The sequence below is a fragment of the Gramella sp. KN1008 genome (assembly GCF_004332155.1).
In the GTDB taxonomy this organism is placed as follows: Bacteria; Bacteroidota; Bacteroidia; order Flavobacteriales; family Flavobacteriaceae; genus Christiangramia.
In genome coordinates this window covers 389,255-412,011 of sequence record NZ_SJDV01000002.1, presented here as the reverse complement: position 1 = coordinate 412,011, position 22,757 = coordinate 389,255, and the positions used below count along the sequence as shown (strand labels likewise).

The 22,757-nt window shown below is 40.0% G+C and carries 23 protein-coding genes; 17 read left to right on the top strand and 6 right to left on the bottom strand.

Annotated elements, in window-relative coordinates; genetic code table 11:
* Positions 1 to 222 precede the first annotated feature (222 nt).
* The 17 genes from hutH (at position 223) to EZJ28_RS05045 (ending at position 17,445) form a co-directional block, all read left to right on the top strand.
* On the top strand, positions 223 to 1,755 hold the full coding sequence (hutH, locus tag EZJ28_RS05125) for a histidine ammonia-lyase (protein WP_131395606.1): 1,533 nt from the start codon (positions 223 to 225) through the stop codon (positions 1,753 to 1,755).
* A gap of 1 nt (position 1,756) precedes the next feature.
* Positions 1,757 to 2,488: a 3-oxoacyl-ACP reductase FabG gene (gene fabG / locus EZJ28_RS05120; RefSeq protein ID WP_131395604.1), complete on the top strand. Its 732-nt coding sequence runs from the start codon at positions 1,757 to 1,759 to the stop codon at positions 2,486 to 2,488.
* Positions 2,489 to 2,492: 4 nt separating this feature from the next.
* Entirely contained in the window at positions 2,493 to 3,371 is an 879-nt protein-coding gene (locus EZJ28_RS05115) for a lipid A biosynthesis acyltransferase (protein ID WP_131395602.1), read from the top strand.
* A 2-nt stretch (positions 3,372 to 3,373) separates the two neighbouring features.
* Positions 3,374 to 3,823 (top strand): hypothetical protein, encoded by a 450-nt coding sequence (locus tag EZJ28_RS05110; protein WP_131395600.1) that lies wholly within the window; start codon positions 3,374 to 3,376, stop codon positions 3,821 to 3,823.
* Entirely contained in the window at positions 3,820 to 4,239 is a 420-nt protein-coding gene (locus tag EZJ28_RS05105; RefSeq protein ID WP_131395598.1) for a thioesterase family protein, read from the top strand. Before EZJ28_RS05110 ends, EZJ28_RS05105 begins: the two co-directional genes overlap by 4 nt.
* Positions 4,240 to 5,385 (top strand): beta-ketoacyl synthase N-terminal-like domain-containing protein, encoded by a 1,146-nt coding sequence (locus EZJ28_RS05100; RefSeq protein WP_131395596.1) that lies wholly within the window; start codon positions 4,240 to 4,242, stop codon positions 5,383 to 5,385.
* The gene (locus tag EZJ28_RS05095) at positions 5,378 to 5,983 is read left to right on the top strand and encodes a 3-oxoacyl-ACP synthase (RefSeq protein ID WP_131395594.1); all 606 of its coding nucleotides are present in this window, start codon (positions 5,378 to 5,380) and stop codon (positions 5,981 to 5,983) included. Before EZJ28_RS05100 ends, EZJ28_RS05095 begins: the two co-directional genes overlap by 8 nt.
* Complete coding sequence (locus EZJ28_RS05090) at positions 5,976 to 6,233, top strand: phosphopantetheine-binding protein (protein ID WP_131395592.1); 258 nt, start codon at positions 5,976 to 5,978, stop codon at positions 6,231 to 6,233. Before EZJ28_RS05095 ends, EZJ28_RS05090 begins: the two co-directional genes overlap by 8 nt.
* A 3-nt stretch (positions 6,234 to 6,236) precedes the next feature.
* Complete coding sequence (locus EZJ28_RS05085; protein WP_131395590.1) at positions 6,237 to 7,421, top strand: beta-ketoacyl synthase; 1,185 nt, start codon at positions 6,237 to 6,239, stop codon at positions 7,419 to 7,421.
* Complete coding sequence (locus tag EZJ28_RS05080) at positions 7,414 to 8,475, top strand: beta-ketoacyl synthase N-terminal-like domain-containing protein (RefSeq protein ID WP_131395588.1); 1,062 nt, start codon at positions 7,414 to 7,416, stop codon at positions 8,473 to 8,475. Before EZJ28_RS05085 ends, EZJ28_RS05080 begins: the two co-directional genes overlap by 8 nt.
* Before the next feature lie 62 nt (positions 8,476 to 8,537).
* Positions 8,538 to 9,242: a polysaccharide deacetylase family protein gene (locus EZJ28_RS05075; RefSeq protein ID WP_165499030.1), complete on the top strand. Its 705-nt coding sequence runs from the start codon at positions 8,538 to 8,540 to the stop codon at positions 9,240 to 9,242.
* Positions 9,229 to 9,852 (top strand): outer membrane lipoprotein carrier protein LolA, encoded by a 624-nt coding sequence (locus tag EZJ28_RS05070; protein ID WP_131395584.1) that lies wholly within the window; start codon positions 9,229 to 9,231, stop codon positions 9,850 to 9,852. Before EZJ28_RS05075 ends, EZJ28_RS05070 begins: the two co-directional genes overlap by 14 nt.
* A gap of 25 nt (positions 9,853 to 9,877) precedes the next feature.
* Complete coding sequence (locus tag EZJ28_RS05065) at positions 9,878 to 10,243, top strand: hydroxymyristoyl-ACP dehydratase (protein ID WP_131395582.1); 366 nt, start codon at positions 9,878 to 9,880, stop codon at positions 10,241 to 10,243.
* Between the two features lie 62 nt (positions 10,244 to 10,305).
* The gene (locus EZJ28_RS05060; RefSeq protein ID WP_131395580.1) at positions 10,306 to 11,511 is read left to right on the top strand and encodes a DUF2062 domain-containing protein; all 1,206 of its coding nucleotides are present in this window, start codon (positions 10,306 to 10,308) and stop codon (positions 11,509 to 11,511) included.
* Positions 11,511 to 14,501 carry an MMPL family transporter gene (locus EZJ28_RS05055; RefSeq protein ID WP_131395578.1) on the top strand — a complete coding sequence of 997 codons (2,991 nt, stop codon included), beginning with the start codon at positions 11,511 to 11,513 and terminating at the stop codon, positions 14,499 to 14,501. Before EZJ28_RS05060 ends, EZJ28_RS05055 begins: the two co-directional genes overlap by 1 nt.
* Positions 14,502 to 16,166: a C45 family peptidase gene (locus EZJ28_RS05050; protein WP_131395576.1), complete on the top strand. Its 1,665-nt coding sequence runs from the start codon at positions 14,502 to 14,504 to the stop codon at positions 16,164 to 16,166.
* 1 nt (position 16,167) lies between these two features.
* Positions 16,168 to 17,445, top strand: a complete 1,278-nt coding sequence (locus EZJ28_RS05045; RefSeq protein ID WP_131395574.1) for a phenylacetate--CoA ligase family protein — start codon at positions 16,168 to 16,170, stop codon at positions 17,443 to 17,445.
* Here EZJ28_RS05045 and EZJ28_RS05040 read toward each other — a convergent pair.
* The 6 genes from EZJ28_RS05040 to tsaD are packed head-to-tail and all read right to left on the bottom strand — an operon-like array spanning position 17,434 to position 22,636.
* Complete coding sequence (locus EZJ28_RS05040) at positions 17,434 to 18,624, bottom strand: class I SAM-dependent methyltransferase (RefSeq protein ID WP_131395572.1); 1,191 nt, start codon at positions 18,622 to 18,624, stop codon at positions 17,434 to 17,436. The two genes, EZJ28_RS05045 and EZJ28_RS05040, sit on opposite strands and share 12 nt — an antisense overlap.
* 6 nt (positions 18,625 to 18,630) lie before the next feature.
* Positions 18,631 to 19,719 carry an AI-2E family transporter gene (locus EZJ28_RS05035; RefSeq protein WP_131395570.1) on the bottom strand — a complete coding sequence of 363 codons (1,089 nt, stop codon included), beginning with the start codon at positions 19,717 to 19,719 and terminating at the stop codon, positions 18,631 to 18,633.
* Between the two features lie 12 nt (positions 19,720 to 19,731).
* Positions 19,732 to 20,256, bottom strand: coding sequence for a TrmH family RNA methyltransferase (locus tag EZJ28_RS05030; protein ID WP_131395568.1), 525 nt, complete (start codon positions 20,254 to 20,256; stop codon positions 19,732 to 19,734).
* The gene (locus EZJ28_RS05025; RefSeq protein ID WP_131395566.1) at positions 20,253 to 20,891 is read right to left on the bottom strand and encodes a DUF4159 domain-containing protein; all 639 of its coding nucleotides are present in this window, start codon (positions 20,889 to 20,891) and stop codon (positions 20,253 to 20,255) included. The genes EZJ28_RS05030 and EZJ28_RS05025 overlap by 4 nt, the downstream gene beginning before the upstream one ends.
* A gap of 7 nt (positions 20,892 to 20,898) precedes the next feature.
* Positions 20,899 to 21,612, bottom strand: a complete 714-nt coding sequence (locus EZJ28_RS05020) for a 16S rRNA (uracil(1498)-N(3))-methyltransferase (RefSeq protein ID WP_131395563.1) — start codon at positions 21,610 to 21,612, stop codon at positions 20,899 to 20,901.
* A gap of 1 nt (position 21,613) precedes the next feature.
* Positions 21,614 to 22,636 (bottom strand): tRNA (adenosine(37)-N6)-threonylcarbamoyltransferase complex transferase subunit TsaD, encoded by a 1,023-nt coding sequence (gene tsaD / locus EZJ28_RS05015; protein WP_131395561.1) that lies wholly within the window; start codon positions 22,634 to 22,636, stop codon positions 21,614 to 21,616.
* Positions 22,637 to 22,757 lie beyond the last annotated feature (121 nt).

Below are 22,757 nucleotides of genomic sequence, written 5' to 3'. Positions count from 1 at the left end.
CTTAAAGAGAATGTACGAAATGATTTAGAAATATTCCGGCAAAGAAATAGCTTAGAAGGTATAGCTGGTAAAAACTCAAATTTGCCAAAATTGAGCCGGTTTCTATAGTCACTTTTCCTTTAAAGCTACTTAGAAAACACCTGTATTTTCTATTTATTATACTACATTTGTTAATAGCTTTAACAGCTATCCCAAACCTTTAAATATAAGCAGAAACGGCATATGCTTACCTTAGAAAATGCACTGGAACTTGACGATTTTTACAGGGTTCTTTTTGAAAATGAGAAGATTGACCTCGGATCCAAGACCTTAAAAAGGCTTGATGAAAGTTTCAGTTTTCTAAATGATTTTTCCCAAAATAAGATAATTTACGGAGTAAACACCGGCTTTGGCCCAATGGCCCAGTACAAGATTGATAGTGAAGATAAGATCAAACTTCAACTCAATCTCATTCGAAGCCATGCTACCGGCGCCGGTGAAGTAATGAAACCACTTTATGTAAAAGCTCTTATGCTGGCTCGGTTGAATACACTTTGTCTGGGTAAATCGGGAATCCATTCTTCGGTTGCAAGAACAATGATCCAATTGATCAACAAGGATGTAACTCCGCTTATTTTTGAACATGGGGGTGTGGGAGCATCTGGGGATCTTGTTCAGCTAGCGCATCTGGCTTTGGTACTGATAGGAGAGGGGGAAGTTTTTTATAAGGGCCGCAGGAGATCCACGAAAGAGGTTTTTAATGAATTGAATATAGAACCGGCTCAGATCAAAATCAGGGAAGGTCTGGCTCTTATGAATGGAACCTCCGCGATGACGGGGATCGGGATCGTAAATGTAATTTATTCCAGAAGATTACTTAACTGGGCCATTTTCTGTAGTGCCGTGATCAATGAGATCGTAGAGGCTTATGATGATCATCTTTCGGAAGAATTGAATGCGTCAAAGCTACATCCCGGTCAGCAGCATGTTGCAGGCCATATGCGAAAACACCTCGCCGACTCTAAACTTACACGTGACCGGAATGAACATCTCTATACGAATGGTGCCGATAAGAATACCTTTTTTAAGGAAAAGGTCCAGGAATATTACAGTCTAAGGTGTGTACCGCAAATCCTTGGTCCTGTTTCCGATACTATTGAGAATTCCGTGAAGATTCTTATTGAAGAGGTGAACTCTGCAAACGATAATCCTATTATCGATGTTCAAACAGAGCATGTTTATCACGGCGGAAATTTTCATGGGGACTACGTTTCCCTTGAAATGGATAAATTACGATTGGTAATAACCAAAACCGCCATGCTTGCTGAAAGACAGCTTAACTATCTTCTTAATTCAAAACTCAACGATATTCTGCCTCCTTTCGTTAATCTGAGTAAGCTGGGACTTAATTTCGGGATGCAGGGAGCTCAGTTTACCGCCGTTTCTACCACTGCCGAAAACCAGATGCTATCCAATTCCATGTATGTGCATAGTATTCCGAATAATAATGACAATCAGGATATTGTAAGCATGGGAGCCAATTCGGCTAATATAACGAAGAAGGTGATAGATAACAGTTGTGAGGTGCTTTCAACTGAACTGGCCACCATTATCCAGGCCCTTTATTATCTGGATTTTGATGAGAAACTGTCTTCAGTAACCAGATCAAATCTGGAAAAACTAAGGAAGATCATTCCACCAATAAAAGAAGACAGGCCTTTGTATGATGAGATAGCACAACTGAATGATTATCTAAAAAATAACGAAGCCTATTAAGATGAAATATGCATTGGTAACGGGAGGATCTAGAGGGATTGGGAAAGCCATCTGTATTAAACTTGTGGCCGACCTTAAATATAATATACTCCTCAACTATCACTCAAATACAGGGGCCGCTGAAGAGACAAAAGCAGAAATTGAGAAGCTGAATGTTAAATGCGATCTTCTGCAATTTGATGTTGCCAATCATGAATCTACTAAAACAGCGATAGACAACTGGAAAAATGAGAACCCTGATTCTAAAATAGAAGTCCTGATAAACAATGCAGGTATCACCAATGATGGTCTGTTCATATGGACCAATCAGGAAGCTTGGGATTCGGTTATTAATACTAGCTTAAACGGTTTCTACAATGTGACCCAGGCTGTTCTAAAAGATATGCTCACCAGCCGGTATGGAAGGGTGGTCAATATAGTTTCTCTTTCGGGACTTAAAGGAAATCCCGGGCAGGTGAATTATTCTGCCGCCAAGGGAGCAATGATCTCTGCTACCAAGGCGCTTGCACAGGAAATAGGAAAAAGAAAGGTAACTGTGAATGCGGTAGCACCAGGCTTTATCAAATCTGATATGACCGCTGATTTTGATGAGGGCGAACTGAAGAAACTGGTTCCTCTTAATCGTTTTGGTGATCCCGAAGAGGTCGCCAATCTGGTAAGTTTTCTGGCTTCTGAAAAATCTTCCTATATCACGGGAGAAGTGATTAATATTAACGGAGGTTTATATTCATAGATCCATGGCCACCTGGAAAGGAAAATCGAGAGGTACGCTTTTAGGCTTTAGGATCTATGTGCAAATCATTAAGAAGACAGGGCTTTATTCCGCTTATTTTGTACTTCTTTTTGTTGCCGCCTATTTCATCCTTTTTTCATTTACTTCTACAAAAAGCACCTACTATCTTTTCAGGAAAAGACTGGGTTATTCCCCACTAAGCTCAGCTCTGAATGTCTACTGGAGCTATTTCACTTTTGGTCGAATTCAGCTTGACAGGGTAGCGATCACCAGTGGTTTGAAACATAAATTCTCATTTGAATTTGATGGAATTGAGCATATTGAAAATCTGCTAGAACAGAAAAAAGGTGGGATCTTATTAACGGCTCATATCGGGAATTTTAACCTTGCCAAGCATTTTTTTGAGGAAAAACATTCAGAAGCAGTCGTCAACCTGGTAATAACCGATTTTGAACACCGCCAGATCAAAGATTACCTGGAATCGGTAACCGGTAGGTCGGAGGTCAGGACCATCGTTTTAAAGGAAGACCTTAGTCATATTTTCAAGATGAAAGAGGCCCTGTCAAGGAATGAACTACTTGTTTTTGCCGCCGACAGGTATCTGAAACATTCAAAAACATACAAAGCAGAATTCCTGGGAGAAATGGTGAAATTTCCTCAGGGGCCATTTAAACTGGCCGCGAGAAATAAAATCCCTGTCTTATTTGTACATTTAATGCGTGAAAAGAATTTTCACTATCATTTTTATGCCAGGCCCTATGTTCCAAAGGAGTTTAAAGCCAGCGAAATTCTAAAGGCTTACCTGGATGATCTGGAAAAAATGGTAAAGAAATATCCTCACCAGTGGTATAATTACTACGATTACTGGAATGATTTCAGTTAATTATGGCAGAAAACCTATTACAGCATCCAATAACCTCGCATGAGGAAATCATTAAACTAATTCCTCAAAAGCCACCTTTTGTTTTTGTGGATACTCTTTTTGAATATACCTCTCTTACTGGTGTTACTGGTTTTACTGTGCCTGGTGATAATATTTTGCTCGATAAGAACAGGCTTTCTGAAAGTGGTCTGATAGAACATATGGCTCAAAGCATGTCCCTTCACAGAGGTTATCAGGGCTCATTAAGCGGCCAAAGAAAACCTAAGACCGGTTTTATAGGTCTTATCAAGACTGTTGAGATTTTTTATCAGCCTAAAGTAGGAGAGAAGCTGAAGACCTATGTTGAGATACTCCATGAAATTATGAATGTCACTTCTGTCTCTGCCCGTACCGAAAATAAAATGGGGGAGGTGATCGCTATTTCCGAAATGAAAACCGTTACGGTAGAATGAGCGACAAATATTTAAAAACCAGAATAAAACTGAAAGTTCGCTTTCATGAATGTGACCCTTTGCAGATAGTATGGCACGGGAATTACTTTAAATATTTTGAGGAGGGACGTGAGGATTTTGGTAAAAATCATAATATCTCCTATCTGGATGCTAAAAGAAATGGATATGCAACCCCAGTGGTAAAATCAGTTTGCGAACATAAACTCCCATTGAAATATGGTGATGAATTTGAGGTGGAAACCACTTTTATAAATTCTGAAGCCGCTAAGATCATCTTTCAGTATAAAATATTTTCTTCAGATAAACTTATATGTACAGGGGAAACCACTCAGGTTTTCACCGATAAAAATTCAGAATTGGTGCTTAACAATCCGCCGTTTTTCTTAGATTGGAAATCGAAAATGGGATTGATATAAATGAAAAGGAATTACCTTCTAAGTGATTCGATTATTTCCCCAATGGGCTTCGGAACCCGGGAAAACCTGGAGGCAATACGCCAGGATGATACAGCTTTAAAATTTCATCAGAATACTGGTTTTCCAGGGAATGGCGGATATGCCGGACTTATACCCGAGAAAATCATCAATGAACATTTTAAGGAAATTGGAGATCCGGATATTTATACAAAACTGGAAAAGCTAATTATTCTTGCTATTAATCAGGTTTTGGACGAGAATCCAGGCCTGGATATTGAAAATACCGGATTAATAATTTCCACAACCAAAGGAAATATAGATCAGCTTGGAAAGAAGTTATTCCCTGAGGAAAGACTCTATCTCTGGAAGATGGCTGAAGTGATATCTCAATTCTTTGGTTTTAAGAAGAAGCCTGTGGTTGTCTCCAATGCCTGTATTTCGGGAGCACTAGCAATAAAGACCGCAAACGATCTTATAAATGCAGGTCGATTTTCCCACGCTATTGTAGCCGGAGGTGATCTTGTATCCCATTTTGTGCTTTCTGGATTTCAGTCATTCCAGGCGATAAGTCCTCAACCGTGCAGGCCTTTTTCCATAGACCGCCAGGGTATAAGCCTGGGTGAGGCTGCCGCGGCCATGCTGGTAGGCCCAACCGAGGAAACGGGAAAAGAATTTGTGGAATATATTGATACCTGTACCTCGAACGATGCCAATCATATTTCCGGACCCAGCAGAACGGGAGAAGGCCTTTATTTGAGCATATCAAGACTTCTGGATCATAATAAGGTTTCAGTCGAAGAAATAGATTATCTGTCAGCTCACGGCACCGCGACAGATTATAATGACGAGATGGAGGCGATCGCATTTAACCGCGTAGGACTTAAAGATGTTCCCGTTAACAGTTTTAAAGGTTATTATGGCCATACCCTGGGGACTTCGGCTTTAATTGAAACTATTCTTACCAGGCATAGTCTTTTAAACAATGAACTTTTGGCTTCGGCGAATTTTTCAGCTTCAGGAGTTTCAAAGCCTCTGAATATAATAAAAGAACACCGCCATGAAGAACTTAAGCTGGTTTTAAAGACCGCTTCGGGGTTTGGCGGATGCAATCTTGCAATGTTGCTTAAAAAAGTAGTAAATGAGTAATAGTCTCTACATACAGGATTGGGTTATCATTCGTGCAGGAAAAGTGATAAGGAACAGCGATATTATTTTTAAAGCTGCTCATGATAAGAAACTATCTTCATTTTTGAAGGATATCTATAAAAACCGGAAACTTAAATACCCCAAATTCTTTAAAATGGATACTCTTTCCAAATTAGGATATCTGGGAAGCGAGATCTTATTTAAAGGAGAAGAACCGGCCCCTGAAACTGCTCTTGTGTTTTCCAATGCTTCTTCCAGCCTTGAAACTGATAAGGCCTATGCTGAGACCATGCATGACTATCCGTCGCCTTCTCTATTTGTTTATACTCTGCCTAATATTATGCTGGGAGAAATAAGCATTCGGTTTAAGCTTAGATCAGAGAACATATTCCTGATAAGTGAATTCTTTGATCCCAGCTTATATCTGGATTATTCCGGAGCGTTATTTCAGCAGGAGAAGGCCCGGGAAATTGTTTGTGGCCGGGTTGACTTGCACAATACCGATTATGATGTATTTTTGTGCAGGATTAGCCCTGATAAAGGAATTGACTTTACCGAAGAAGAGCTAAAGAAATTATACTTACCTACACATGAGTGACCTGCATACCGAATTAAAAAAAAGCATTATTGAACAGCTGAACCTTGAAGACATGGAGGTGAGCGATATTGAGAATGACGAACCTCTCTTTGGGGATGGTCTGGGACTTGACAGTATTGATGCTCTTGAGCTTATTGTTCTGCTTGAAAAGAATTACGGGATCAAACTTTCAGATCCTCAACAGGGAAAAGAAGTATTTAATTCAGTAAATACAATGGCCGACTTTATCGAGAAAAACAGGACCAGGTAATTTATGAAAGGTGTCGCCGTCACCGGAATGGGAATTGTTTCTTCTATTGGAAATAACCTTGAAGAGACCTTGGATTCCCTGAAGAAGGCTGAAAACGGCATTGATTTTCCTGAAATTTTCAAGACAAGCCATTCGCACCTGCCTGTAGGCGAAATAAAAATATCTGATTCTCAGTTTCGAAACCTTTTAAAAATTTCTCCTGGCCAGGCCTATACCCGGGCCACTATGCTTGGTGTTTTCGCTATCAGGCAGATTCTCGATAATACGGGTATGAAGGAATTCTCCTCAGATACCGGAATCATTTCAGGGACCAGTGTTGGAGGTATAGATTATACCGAGCGTTATTTTCATGATTTTGAGAATGATCCTGAAAAAAGGAAATTTATTCAGACTCAGCATCCTGGATTTTCTACTGAGATGATCGCTGCGTATTTTGGCCTTAAAGACTTTGTTTCTACCATAAGCACGGCCTGTTCCTCATCGGCAAATGCAATCATGATGGGAGCCCGAATGATAGAATCAGGTAAACTTAAAAGAGTGATCGTTGGCGGAAGCGACTGTCTTACAAAATTTACACTGAACGGCTTTAATTCACTTATGATCCTTTCTGATAATAAGTGCAAACCTTTTGATGAGGGGCGTGACGGACTTAATTTAGGTGAAGCGGCCGCTTATATTTTGCTGGAAGCCGAAGATTGTATAGATGATAAAAAAGTTATTGGGAGAGTTGCCGGTTATGGGAATGCTAACGATGCTTTTCATCAAACCGCATCTTCAGAAAATGGGGAGGGAGCCTTTCTTGCCATTTTCAAAGCGATGAAAAAGGCTGGTATCTCACCACAGGATATTGATTATATCAATGCTCATGGAACAGGCACAAAGAATAATGATCTTTCAGAAAGCATTGCGATGAAGAGGGCCTTTGGAACAAAAATTCCTGATTTCAGTTCAACCAAAGCATTTACCGGTCATACACTTGGTGCTGCCGGGGCAGTTGAAGCGGTTTTTAGTCTGCTTTCCCTGCAGGAACAGGAGATCTTCCCAAACCTTAATTTTGAGAAAAGAATGGATGATACCGCACTTATGCCGGTTACCCAGCCTAAAAAAAAGAAGCTCAATAGCATTCTTTCCAATTCCTTCGGTTTCGGCGGAAATTGTACATCCTTAATTTTTCAGAAAGATGAGTAGGATATACATAAATGGAATATCATCTATCTCTCCTCAGCCTGAAAATATCTTTGAAGGGGGAGGTATTGAAAAATATCAGGAAAATGTAATTCCTGCCCTGGATCAGGATTATAAGTCATTGATCAGGCCTATTATGCTTAGAAGAATGTCCAAAGCAGTGAAAATGGGTTTGTTCTGTTCAAAAAAAGCACTTTTGGATGCTATGATAGATTTGCCAGATGCCATTATGGTTGGTACGGGGCAAGGATGTCTTCAGGATACCGAAAAATTCATGACGAGTATGCTTTCCAGTGATGAAGGCCTTTTGAGTCCAACCTCTTTTATACAATCCACTCATAATACGGTTGGAGGTCAGATAGCACTGGATCTGAAATGTACAGGTTATAATATGACCTTTACCCAAAATTCAGTGTCTTTTGAAAGTGCGTTACTGGATGCTATGCTACAGTTCAGTACCGAAAATGATCTTTCTAGTATTCTGGTTGGCGGTGTGGATGAGACCTCTCATGCCTTTACAGGCTTCCAGAATCTCGATGGCCAGTTAAAAGAAAAATCGACAGGTAATATTGATCTGCTAAGGTCCAAAAGTCCGGGCACGATTTTTTCTGAAACAGCTTCATTCTTTGTTCTTGGTTCACAAAGATCAGGTAATTCCTATGCTGAATTAAAAGCTGTTGAGATCATCAACTCAATTGAGGTGAATAGAATAGAGGAAACAATAGAGCGATTTCTCCAGAGAAATAATCTGAACGTTTCAGATATTGATACTGTGATCCTTGGTAATAACGGTGATTCAAGATATGATACTTATTACCATGAGATACAGGAGAAACTTTTTAATGATACTGCGCAATTAGCTTATAAACACCTGGTAGGGGAGAACAATTCAGTTTCGGCCTACGCTTTCTGGCTGGCATCCAAGATCCTGAAAGAAGAAAGAATTCCCAGAGTTTTTAAACTGAATGACTTAAATTGCAGCCAACCTCGCAAGATCCTAATGTATAACCAGTATCTGGGGAAAAATCATGGACTAATTCTTTTGGAAAAACTTTGATCTATAAAATTGTCAATATAATTTTTTCGGGTCTCTTTATTTTATTGACGCTGCTTTTTATTATGAGTGACTGGCCTTTATGGCCTCTGCCGCTACTGGTTGTCCTGTATGCCATATTCATGCTTGTGGTATCTACCAATGTTCAGTTCAACTTCTTTGTAAAAGCCTATAACAAGAATCCTGATTTTGTTGAAAATGCCGTTGCACTGAGCTTTGATGACGGGCCTGATGAAAATAGTATGAAGATCCTTGATATACTTGACAAATATGAAGCTAAAGCAGTATTTTTCTGCATAGGGAAGAAAATAGAGGAAAAGCCGGAAATCTTCCGGGAGATCCTAAAAAGAGGACATATAGTAGGGAATCATACTTTTTCACATACCAGAAGAATGGGATTCCTTAGCAGTAAGAGAATCCTGGAAGAGATATCTGAATGTGATAGGGTTGCCCAGGAGGTGGGAGGGGTGAAAATGAATCTATTCCGGCCACCTTTCGGAATAATCAATCCCAAGACCAGGAGAGCATTATTAAGATCAGGACATACGGTGATAGGCTGGAACGTTAGACCTTATGATGCTATCACCAAGTCTCCGCAAGTGATCATAAATAGAATCACGAAAAAGCTGGAAAGAGGCGATCTTATTCTGTTACATGATAATAGAGAAAAAACTCCCGATATCTTGGAACAGTTATTGGTAATTCTAAAGCAGCGAAATTTCGCTATTGTAAGACCCGATAAATTATTTAATATCAATGCGTATAATTAAGATCTGCATATTTTTCCTAAGTCTGAATATGATGGCGCAGGATGGTGTTTTGAATAATGCCGAAGAAGATGCCTTTAAATCCCGTGTGATTGAAAAGGCCAGCGGGATCAATAGTTTTTCAGCCGATTTCATGCAAACCCGGCATATGAACGTGATGGACGAGAGCCCGGAGAGTCAGGGCAGGGTCTATTATAAATCTCCTGATATGCTTAAATGGGAATATATAAGACCTTACGATTACCAGTTACTTTTCAGGGATTCCAAACTGTATATCTTGGAAGAGGGACAGCTGTCTGAGGTGGACCTGTCTTCCAACAAACTCTTTGGGAAAATAGGAGAACTTGTGGCCGGTACTGTGAATGGCAAGATTTTGCAGGCAGATAAAGACTTTACTATTACTTACTATCGGGACAGGCAAAATATTAAGGCGAAAATCATCCCTAAGGATAAAAATCTCAGTGGGATGTTCAGGGAAATATGGGTGAATTTTAATAAGGATCATCTCATTAGGTCAGTGAGATTGATAGACCCTTCTGGAGATTATACCGAGATCTTTATGAAAAACATCAAAATTAATCAGTCCATACCCCCCTCCGTTTTTCAAAACTAATTATCTTGTCCTTTAAAGCGCATCGATGATTTTAAAGGATTTTTACGAGGTTTCCGATAACGGAAAAACTGAAGATGTTTACCTTACCACACTTAAGGTGAATAAGGAACATGAGATATTTAAAGGTCATTTTCCAAACAGGCCTGTAACTCCCGGAGTCGTGCTCATGCAGCTATTCAAAGAAGAAGCTGAAAGGATCTTTAAAAGGAAACTACAACTTGTAAGGGCAGATAATGTGAAATTTATAGCAGTATTTGACCCTAACCAGGATGAAGAATTGCAACTTGAATCACAGCTGGAAGAAAACGGGGAATTTATCAAGCTTAAAGGAGTGGCTAAGAACAGCCGGGGTATTGTATTAAAGATCAGTAGTCTCTATAAGTCCATCTAATTATCAATATGATCTCATGTTTCTCCCCGAATAAATAATATTTTTGCAATAAAATCAAGAGGGTGAAGGAAGAACCGCTTTTTCAATCCAGATTCGAAAGGCTTAACTGTTGCGTTATTGTTCCTACCTACAATAATGCCCACTCTCTTGCATCATTCCTGCAGGATCTTAAGCAATATACCCGTAACATTATCATCATCAATGATGGTTCTACCGATAAGACCTCTCAAATCCTCAAAAATCATTCTGATCTGGACCTTAGAGTTCATGACCAGAACCAGGGCAAGGGAATGGCACTTAAAACCGGGTTCGCATTTGCTGAAGAGCTGGGATATGAATATGCGATCACTATAGATTCAGACGGCCAGCATTATCCAGATGATCTTGAGGTGTTTTTAGCTGAACTGGAAGAGCGTGAACCAGATGATCCTGAATTACTTCTGGTAGGCGATCGTAATATGGGAGCAGAAGGAATTCCCGGACAAAGCAGTAAAGGAAACAGATTTTCCAATTTCTGGTTTTTAGTGGTGACCGGCATTGAATTAAGGGATACGCAAAGCGGCTACCGACTGTATCCGGTAAAACTCATCAATTCAATTAAGCTTATCACATGGAAATTTGAACTTGAGATCGAAGTTCTGGTTAAAGCAGCCTGGAATAAGGCCGAGGTGAAGAACATCCCTATAAAAGTTTTTTATGAGGAGGGTAAAAGAGTAACTCATTTCAGGCCATTTTGGGATATCGTCAGGATAGTTTTGCTTTATATGTGGTTTGTACTGGTAAGTTTCTTTTATATACATCCAAGGAATAAATACCAGGATTTTAAGAATAAGGGTTTCCGAAAATTCTGGAAAGAAGATATTGTAAAAAGTCAGGAGCCCCCACATAAAAAAGCTGCAGCAATTGCATTGGGGATCTTTGTAGGGATATCACCCTTCTGGGGTTTGCATACCCTTCTGGTTTTTAGTCTTGCCGCTGTTTTCAGGGTTAATAAGGTTATAGCCTTTTTATTCTCGAATATAAGCATACCGCCTTTTATTCCTGTTATCATTTATGCCAGTTATCAAATGGGTTCCTTTATCACAGGTAACGGATTTGACTGGGAAATAAAACTTCATAATCTTGAAAATGGAACTGATGTGTTTATGGGTGTCTGGCAATATGTTATGGGAAGTTTTGCCCTTGCAATTGTCATGGCCTTGAGCCTGTGGATTGTATTTTATTTTTTATTTTCGGTCTTTAACCAAAAGCAGGTTGTCAAACCCTAATGCACAAAGCTTTTCTCAATATTCATAACTTTCTGAAGAACCGTAGGTTATTCGGTATTATTCTGCTTTTTATATATGTGGTAATCACATCAGTTTTAGCCTGGAGCATCAGCCTTGAGGAAGATATAACAAGACTTATACCTTCCGGAAAGAAACAGGATATCCTGAAAAAAGTACTTAGAGTTACCGATCTTTCCGACAAGCTGATCATTACTATATCAGCAAGCTCTGATGAGACTTCTCCCGATAGCCTGGTTGCATACGCCCATAGTCTTACAGAGAAAATAGAAAAGGAATTACCGCAATATGTCACTCAGATAAAAGGAAAGGTGCCCCCCAGGGATATTAGGCAAGTCTATAATTTTGTTTATGACAATCTGCCGGTATTCCTTCAGGAGAACGATTATGAAGAAATCTCCAACCGCCTCTATCCGGACAGCATAAGGGATCGTTTAGGTTCGGGTTATCGGCAATTGATGTCTCCCACCGGTTTTGTGACCAAAGATTACTTCCTTGGAGACCCCCTTGGATTTGCCAATCTGGGGCTGGCCAAGCTCCAGGAGTTGCAGATAGGGGATAATTTTGGTATTTATAAGAATTACCTCGTTACGAAAGACAGGAAGAATATCATTCTTTTTCTTGACTCAACCCTGCCTTCTTCGGAAACCGATAAGAATGCAGACTTTATAAATGGCCTTGAAGCTATCACGGGCAGGCTTAATACCAGGTTTGAAGGGGTGGAGGCAAGTTATTTTGGAGGCATACTTTACTCGCTTGCGAATGCCAGCCGTATAAAAGAAGATATAAAGCTCACTATAGGTATTGCGGGAATATTATTACTCACTTTACTGGTGTTCTTTTATAGAAAGATATATGTTCCCCTGCTTCTTTTTATTCCAAGTTTAATGGCGGGAATAACTGCTATAGCAATATTAAGTGTCTTTAAAGGAAGTGTTTCTGCGATCTCTCTCGGGATTGGCGCAATCCTGCTAGGTATCACCCTGGATTATGCCCTTCATATAATGACCCATTACAGGAATAACAGGGATATAGATCAGTTATATCGTGATATTACCAGGCCTGTACTTATGAGCAGTGCAACCACAGCCATCGCATTTCTATGTCTCATCTTCCTGAAAAGCGAAGCCCTTAATGACCTGGGGCTGTTTGCCTCTATAAGCGTTATGCTTTCATCGGTTTTTGCCTTAATTCTTGTCCCATTATTTTATCAGCCTAACACTGATGTAACGCGAAATACCACATTTTTAGACAGGATAGCAGCTGTAGATTATTCGAGGATAAGACCTCTGGTGATTATTGTTATCCTGCTCTTTGCGGTTTCACTTTTCTTTTTTAATCGGGTTGAATTCAATAACGATCTCTCAAAGCTTAATTATGAACCATCAGGAATTAAGGAGCTTGAGGAAAGGGTGGAAAGCCTTGCAGGCAGATCTGGGAAAACGGTGTATATGGTGGCTTACGGCAATTCAGTAGACGATGCCCTTCAGGAGAATAACAGGCTGTATCAGCGTTTGAAAGAATTTGAGGATGAAGGAAGGATTAGAAGCTTTAGTAGTATTGGAGGGGTGATTCTCTCAACCGAAACTCAAAATAATCGAATAGAGAACTGGGAATCTTTCTGGACATCCGCCAGAACTGACAGCCTGAAAGAAAATATAACAGTTATATCAGGAGAATACGGTTTTCGCCCGCAAACTTTCAATACTTTTTATAAGCAGCTGGAAAGGGATTTTTCAAATATAGATCTGGACGACTACAAAAATGCAGGCTCCCTTTATTTAGATGATTTTATTTCCGAAGGGGAAGATATAGCAACTGTTACCAGTACTGTGAGCCTGGAAGAGGACGGGAGTTCAGATTTTATTTCTGGTTTCGATGGAGATAACGGGATCTTTGCACTGGATCGCAAAGCGATGAATCAGAGTTTCCTTGGGAACCTAAAGGAGGATTTCAATATGCTGATCCTGATCTCTATGATCGCTGTATTTCTTGTTCTCTTAATATGCTATCGTAACCTCGAGATTAGTATTTTCACTTTGCTGCCTATAGCTATTACCTGGATAATAGCCCTGGGTATAATGGCAATTCTTGATATAGAATTTAATATTCTGAATATTATAATTTCCACCTTTATCTTCGGCCTGGGACTTGATTACAGTATTTTTATAACCAATGCATGTCTGGATGAATACGAGACAGGTAAAGCCGATCTTCAAACCTATCAGACCTCGATTCTTATTTCAGTGATCACCAGCTTACTTGGAATGGGAGCGCTTATTTTTGCGAGGCATCCGGCCCTGAGGTCTGTTTCAGTCGTATCCATAATAGGGGTCATTACGGCGGTCTTCGTTAGTTTTGTTATACAGAGGGCAATATTCAAAAGGCTTATCCTTAAAAGGGTTGAAGAGGGGAAACCGCCATTTCATTTAGGACAACTAGCCGATTTAAACGGAAGACTAAGTGAATCTGAAGGTGAAAAACTGTACAGGAAGAGAGCGGTTTTAAGTAATTATCGCTATAAATCGGTCTTTCAGAAGGTAAGTCGGAAATTCCGATATACGCGAGAAAAGAATCTCAGGTTAAGCCGATATATCAGGGAAGGGGAGAACATTTCCATAGTGAATTCTGAATATGGTATCATTCCGCTTTTTCTTTCGTATAAATTCGAAAATGTTAGAATCCATGCCTATGAGAGCAGAGATTACAGGTACAGGATCTCAAAGAGCGCTCCTCGTACTTATGATGCCGGGATCGTTTACTATTCTTCCATTAGTGAATTACCCGCCAGTGAGGTTTTTATAATAAATGGTGATTTTCCCGATCAGGAGGTCTTAATAAAACTTATAAAAGAAAATGCCGAAAAGGTGATCTTTGTCGATTCAGATTTTCCAAATCGCTGGTTGCTGGATTTGAACTTTGAGATAATTTATCGCCAGAGTAATATTCTTGTTTTTCGAAAAGTTGATTAAATGAAGTTCCGATTCTGTGTGATATTATTCATGATCTCAGTCCTGTTCCTTTCATGCGGGGTGAAAAAATCCCTTGAACAAAGGCCAGATTTAAGCGGAATAGAACAAATAGATACCAGCAGGATACAGCATGGTGAAAATCATTTTAGTCTTGGAAATAACCAGCTTTTTCTAAATGAACAGGGAATCTGGGAACTTTATATTGAAGGCGATGCACTGGAAAGAGGTCTTGCCAATGGCAGCCTTACCCGTGAACTGCTACAGCATCAGGAAAGAGTTTTTATGGAAAAACTCCAGTCTATGGTGCCTTCCAGAAGCTATCGGGGATTTCTTAAAAATGTGGTGTCCTGGTTCAACAGAAAAATGTATCAACATGTGCCCGAGGAATATCAGCAGGAGATCTTTGGAGTATCCAGGTTTGCCCTGGCAGATTATGATGATTTTGCCCCTGCCTATGTAAGGATGCTGTATTTGCACGGCGCACACGATATTGGACATGCTCTGCAGGATCTTATGCTGGTGGGGTGTACTTCGTTTGCAGCTTGGGGCGAAAAAACAGAAGACGGACAGTTGTTGATAGGTCGAAATTTTGATTTTTATGCAGGGGATGATTTTGCGCAACAAAAGATAGCAGCTTTTGTAAATCCTGATTCGGGACATAAATTTATGATGTATACCTGGGGGGGAATGACGGGTGTTGTAAGCGGGATGAATGAAAAGGGTATAACGGTAACGATCAATGCAGGTAAATCAAAAATACCCTTTGTTGCAAAAACTCCAATAAGTCTGGTAACAAGAGAGATACTGCAGTATGCGGGAAATACTTCTGAAGCGATCGAAATTGCTAAAAAAAGAGAAGTTTTTGTTTCTGAAGCTATCATGATTAGTAGCGCAGATGAGCAGAAGGCAGTTTTGATTGAGGTTTCACCTTCAGATTTTGGGGTATATGAAGTAGACAATTCAGATGAGCTTGTTTGCAGTAATCACTTTCAAAGTGAAACTTACTCAGAAGACCGGAGGAATTTAAAGGCAATAGAAGAAAGTCATTCAAAATATCGTTACGACAGGATGAAAGAACTACTTTCAGAAGCCAACCATCTCGATCCTGAAAAAGCCGTGAGTATATTGCGCAATAGGAGGGGTTTGAATGATGTTCCGTTGGGTTACGGCAATGAAAAGGCCATTAATCAGCTGCTCGCCCATCATGGTATCATATTTAAACCTGAGGAAAGATTGGTATGGGTTTCATCAAATCCTTACCAGATGGGAGAATTCGTGGCTTATGATCTTGATGAGGCTTTTTCTCAATTTCAGCAAGGTCTAATAAAAACTTCGGTTGCAACCAGCAAATTCAATATCCCTGAAAGTGAATTTATTCATACAAAGCAGTTTCATGACTATGAAGAATACCGGAAGTTAAAGAGCGATGTTAAAATTGCCTTGTCCGGAGATGCTTCTGTAGAAGCAGTGAAGGCAGAAAAGCTCGTGAAATTAAATCCTGAGTTCTGGGAAGCATGGTATCTTGCCGGAATGGTGTATTATGAAAATAGTGATTTTAAGAATGCTGTTATCCACTTTAAACAGGCTCAAAGGAGAGAGGTTACCACAAAACCCGATGAAGAAATGATCTCCAAAATGATAAGAAAAAGCTACCGAAAACTTTAAAATGAAAGATCTTCATTATCAAAATATTGAAACCATAAAAGCGGAGCAATGGAAACTGCTTAAAACCCAGCTGGAATATACTTTCCAGAACTCACCATATTACCAGAGGATTTTTAAAGAAAGATCTATTCAGTTAAATAAAATTGAATCATCTGAAGACTTTAGGAATATCCCCGTTACCTCCAAAGAGGAGCTCCAGTTGCATAATTGGGAATTCCTCAGTATTCCCGAAGAGGATATCATTGATTTTGTTACTACCTCCGGGACTTTGGGCAGTCCGGTTAATTTTGCTCTAAACGATGCCGATCTTGACCGTCTGGCAGAAAATGAATTTAAGGCCTTTAGTATAGCTGGCATTAAAAAAGCAGATAAGGTACAGATCACAACCACTCTGGACAGGAGGTTTATGGCTGGGATGGCTTATTTTCTTGGGCTTAGGAAGCTTGGAGCTGGAATTATAAGAACAGGCAGCGGGCTTCCTCAATTACAATGGGAGAGTATAGAGAGGTTTAAGCCGAATTATCTGGTCGCTGTTCCTTCATTACTGCTCAAAATGATCCAGTATGCCGCGGAAAATAATATCAATTATAGAAATTCTTCAGTTAAAGCAGCAATCTGTATTGGAGAGCCATTGCGTGATGAGAATTTTGAATTGAATGCTTTAGGAAAGAAAATAAATGAATTATGGGATATTGAGCTGTTCTCTACTTATGCCTCTACCGAAATGTCTACGGCATTTACAGAATGTCCCTATCATTCAGGGAATCATGTTCTAAGTGAACTCATCTATGCGGAAGTAATTGACGAAGACGGTCAACAGGTAAAACCGGGAGAAACAGGGGAATTGGTGGTTACTCCACTGGGAACTCAAACGATGCCATTATTGAGGTTTGCGACGGGTGATATGCTTACTTATTATGAAGGCAAATGCAGATGTGGAAGGAACACACCCCGACTAGGCCCTGTAATTGGCAGAAAACAGCAGAAAATGAAGGTAAAAGGCACCAGTATATATCCTCAGCATATTATAGAAGTTTTAAATTCTTTCGGAAAGCTTAAAACCTTTGTGATAGAGGTTAGAAAAGATGATCTGGATAATGACCTTGTTTCAGTTAAAGTTCCCGATACATTTAAAGAGATAGAAGAATTAAAGTCATATTTCAAATCCCGCCTTCATGTGACTCCCAAGATTGAAAAGCTGGATGAGAAACAAATCGAACTACTGAAATTTCCTAAAGGGAGCAGGAAACCTCAGATATTCCAGGATCTAAGAAGATAAGAGTTTTTTACAGAAGATCACTATCTTTTGACCGGTGGAATTAATTGTAAAGAAAATATACTCGTCGCCGCCATCCTTGATTTTGAACTTTTTTCTGATCTGTTCAACCGATTCGGGAAAATTCCTCGTGGTGATATTGGCTTTCTTATTTTTAAAGTATTTCTTTAAACCAGAATCTTTATATTCTTTAATATCAATTATTTCGAAGGTTCGTCCGGGAAATGACCTGATCTCTTTGGAGGTGTAAAGATGGGAGTTCTGGCCAAGTTTTTCTGTACCGGTGTTCAGAGCCAGTTGGCTGAACATTCCACTCTTCATCACAGCGGCATTAGGTTCGTATAAATATTCTTGAGGGTCACTAAATTGACTGAGGGAAGTATTTTGATTTATACTACCGGAAAACTCCTGTTCTCTGTCCTTTTCAAAATTGACAGTTTTGATCACAACTTCATCCTGATATCCTTTTTCCAGTATCCATAACAATTCCTTTACTTCATTTCTCACCGCGACTATATGAATTTCCTTCACCCATTTTAATTCTTCCATTCCTGCAGAGAGATCGAGGATAGGTGAGGTTTTGATCAATATATTTTCAGTGTGTTTAAAGATCATTTCCAGCTTTACTGGTATATTCGGTTCGCAGTCTTCCAGTTTAAAGACCTTTCCTCCATGTTCCCCACGGCGGGCTGGATCAGCATAGACCCAGGAGAATTTGCCGCTGGATTTTTCTATAACCTCGATGCCATTTTCAGGTCTTACTAATATATTATTCGCATTCAGTTGTATGAAATTGTGGGCAGCTATTTCTGCCAGTTCTTCATTTATTTCACAGTAAGTGAAGTCTTCAAAGTTGCGGGAAATATAATAACTGTCAATTCCCATACCTCCGGTAAGATCAATCGCGTTGCTACCCTTTATTAGCGAAGCTTTATAGAGAGCCGTAGTTTCTGAGGAGGTTTGCTCCAGGTTTAATTTTGGCGGATATACGATTCCTTCGGTCTTATAGAATTCAGGGAATTTCTTTTTGGCTACTTTCTGGCCTTTTATTTGAATGGCAATTTCCTGTATAGTGATATTTGAAAATGGACTTCCTTTCAGGATAAGCGCAGGAATGTCCTTATTTTGGTTTTCTCTTATGAATCGGGCAACTTCGGGGTCGAAAAGGGCCTGGTTAAACATAAGTGATTACAGGTCTCTCGTTAGCCTTTTTACGATCTTATATTCGCTCAGAGTTTCCTTGGCGATCACTTTCAGGGCCGTGTAAAACGGAACGGCCACAACCATACCGGTGATTCCAAACATTAGACCGGCAATAAGAATAATAAGGAAGATCTCTAAGGGATGTGATCTTACACTTGCACCAAAGATCATGGGCTGAGAAATGAAGTTATCTATAAGCTGGCAAATTCCGTAGCCCAGCATAACATAGATTACCTTTGGAAGGATAACACTGCTGAAATCAGCACCTAGATTGCTCGATATTACGAACAGCGCCATTAATATGCCGGCCAGTAATGGTCCTAAATAAGGAACAAGGTTGAGGACCGCGCAGATAAATGCGATGGCTATTGGATTGTTAATTTCAAAAACAGAGAGCAGTATGGTATATAGAATAAAAAGCACCGTGATCTGAAGCGTAAGCCCCACAAAATAGCGTGAAAGCAGCACCTTGATCTTATTGAAAACCCTCTGGAATTTTTGCTCTTCTCCCTGATTTGCGAAGACCAGGATACTGTTAAGCATTAATTTACTGTCCTTCAGAAAGAAGAAGGATATAAAAAGGATAGAGAAGACTGCTACCATGGTAGCACCCAGAATACCGAAGACATTATTCAGGAACTGCGGGATAAGACTTACATCAAAATTCCTCACAAAAGCACTTCTTTTGAGCCCCTCTATGATATTTATTTCTTCAACACCTAGATAATTATTTATCTGCTCATTGAGGTCATTAAGATCACTTTTAAAAGCTTCAATGTCTATTTGTGCAAGATATTTGCTTTGTTCTATGATAATGGGCACAAATACAAATATGATACCTACGAAAATGGCCAGTACAAGTATAAGAACGGTAATCACAGCAAGCTGATTAGGCAAATGAAGCTGATTACGAAGAAAGATAACAACGGGTCGGCCAATCAATGCGATCACGGCGGCTACTGCCACATAAACGATCACAGATTGTACTTCCCATAAGAAATAGAGTAACAGGATAATACCCAGCATGATCCCTGTGGCTCTAAGTATTCCGTTTGCTATCTCATGTGATTTCACAGCGTAAATATATTATTTCTTCTGAAACTTGTTCAGGGTTTTCGTGATTTCATATAACGCGATGCCGGCCGATTGCGCTACGTTCATACTGCTATTGTCTCCAAACATCTCAATATGAAAAACTTCATCTGAAAGGGCAAGAAGTTCTTCAGAGATGCCGTGGCGTTCATTTCCTACCATCAATACGATCTTTTCTCCATTATCAACCTTGAAATTCTGAATGGGTTTACTTTCTGAAGTGATCTCTACGGATATTATTCGGTATTTCTCCTTTTTTAATTTCTGGAGAAGGTCTTTTGAATTATCAGTAAACTCAAAATTTACGGTATTTTGTGTATTCCGGGCGGTGCGTGTCAGTCTGTTACTGTTTAAATTAGGAAGGGTGCCACCAAATATCATTCTTTCCACCCCAAATGCATCGGCAAGCCTGAAGAGACTACCAATATTTGCTTCACCGGTCACGTTGTCCAGGAAAAGGATTAATGGGAACTGTTTTTTCTGAAAGTAGGTTTCGGTATGGGACAGCTGTTTGCTCAATTCTCGAAAGCGTATTTAATGATGTTAGCACCCATCTTCAGGGCTTTTTGCCTTACTTCTTCAGGATTGTTATGAACCGGTGCACTTTCCCAGCCATCCCCAAGGTCACTTTCATAGGTGAAAAGAAGAATGAGCCTTTCATTTTCAAAAATCCCAAAGGCCTGTGGGGGAAGCGCATCATGCTCGTGAATTTTGGGTAAGCCGTTTGGGAAGTCGTAGGCTGTCGAAAAAATAGGATGATTAGCAGGTAATTCAGTTAGTTCCTTTTCAGGAAACAGTTTTTTGATCTCTTTTCTGATGTACTGGTTCATTCCGTAATTATCATCAATGTGAAGAAACCCGCCGCTTAAAAGGTAATTTCGAAGATTTTCAACATCACTCTCACTAAACAATACATTTCCGTGCCCTGTCATATGAACAAAGGGATATTGAAATATATCAGTACTGCCCACTTCCACGCTTTGCGGTTTGGAAGCAATCCGGGTATTTATATTTTCATTACAAAACTTAATAAGATTTGGAAGCGCAGTTGGGTTGGCATACCAGTCACCGCCACCGCTGTATTTAAGTACTGCGATCTCCTGGGCGTTTAAGAACCCCGTCCCCAACAATATGAGCAGCAAAATCTTTTTCATGATCTAATCAGGCTTCCTGATTCACCAGAGCCACGGTATGACAGGCAACTATGGCTGCTGTTTCTGTCCTTAGCCTGCTATCTCCCAAACTTACAGGAACCCATCCTTTATCCCTGGCCATTTCTATTTCAGTCGTAGTAAAATCACCTTCTGGACCTATCAGGATATGGACATTTGTTCCGGGATTCAATTTTTTCTGAAGATATGCTTTTTCAGCTTCATCTTCACAATGAGCGATGAATTTATCACCTTCGACTTCGGAATTCACGAAATCTGAAAAACTCACCGGCTCATTAAGTCTGGGCATTCTGAAGTGTAGGGACTGTTTCATGGCACTTTGCAGCACCCTTTCAAAACGGTTAAGTTTTACCACCTTTCTTTCGCTGTGTTCACAGATTACTGGAGTGATCTCATGAACCCCTATCTCCATTGCTTTTTCCAGGAACCATTCAAACCTGTCGTTCATCTTTGTCGGCGCGACTATCATATGTAAATAATAGGGCGGAGGGGGTTGTTTATCAACCGAAATGATCTTCGCAACACATTGTTTGATATCCGAAGTTATTATCTCGGCTTCGAACAGCAAACCTTCACCATTCGTAATATTCAGGATATCGCCTTCCTTCTTACGAAGGACTTTAGCAATATGCTTGCTTTCATCCCTTTGAAAAACGACCTGGGTGTCTTTTTCTGAAATTTTCGGATTGTAGAATAACTGCATATCAGAATTTATATCGGGATTGGGCCGTGATTGAATAATCGGCGAAATCCTGCTCCTGATATTTATGATATCCGGCGATGCCGATCATTGCCGCATTATCTGTGGTATATTCAAATTTGGGAATATAGCATTTCCATCCCCATTTCTTTTGGGCCTCTTGCAATGCCTGCCTTATTCCGCTATTGGCTGAAACTCCGCCCCCTATGGCAACCTGGTTTATTCCGGTTTCCTTGACGGCCTTTTTAATTTTATCCATGAGTATTCCAATTATTGTATACTGTATGGAGGAGCAGATATCCTTCAGATTCTTTTCAATGAATTCCGGGTCATTTTTGGTTTCCTTTTGAACAAAATAAAGTACGGCTGTTTTAAAACCACTAAAGCTGAAGTTAAGACCATCTACCTTCGGTTTGGGAAATTTGAAGGCTTTCGGGTTACCTTCCCTGGCGTACTTATCAATCAAGGGACCGCCGGGATAAGGAAGTCCCAGGATCTTGGCGCTTTTATCAAATGCCTCGCCCACAGCATCGTCGGTGGTTTCCCCTATCACTTCCATTTCAAAATAATCGGTCACCTTAACAATTTGGGTGTGGCCGCCACTAATGGTCATGGCCAGGAAGGGGAATTGGGGTTTATCATATCCATCTTCCTCAATAAAATGAGCAAGAATATGTGCCTGCATATGATTTACCTCGATCAACGGGATATTTAATCCCATAGAAAGAGATTTCGCAAAAGAAGTTCCTACGAGTAAGGATCCCATCAATCCCGGGCCTCTTGTAAAAGCAATTGCAGAAACGTCTTTTTTGTCGATATTTGCCTTCGCCAGGGCCTGGTGAATCACCGGAACTATGTTCTGCTGGTGCGCTCTGGACGCAAGTTCGGGTACCACACCACCATATTGTTTGTGAACTTCCTGAGTTGCAACAATATTGGATAGTATTTTTCCGTTGCAAAGTACAGCAGCAGCGGTGTCATCACAGGATGATTCAATGGCGAGAATGTTGATTTTTTGATCTGGCATCAGAAATTATTGAGCATAGAAGTTGTAAATTAGACGCAAAGTTAAAACATAATAACGTATCAAAAAATTCTGGAAAATACTAACTAAAACAGTGGTCGCACTGATTTTGTTATTCATAATT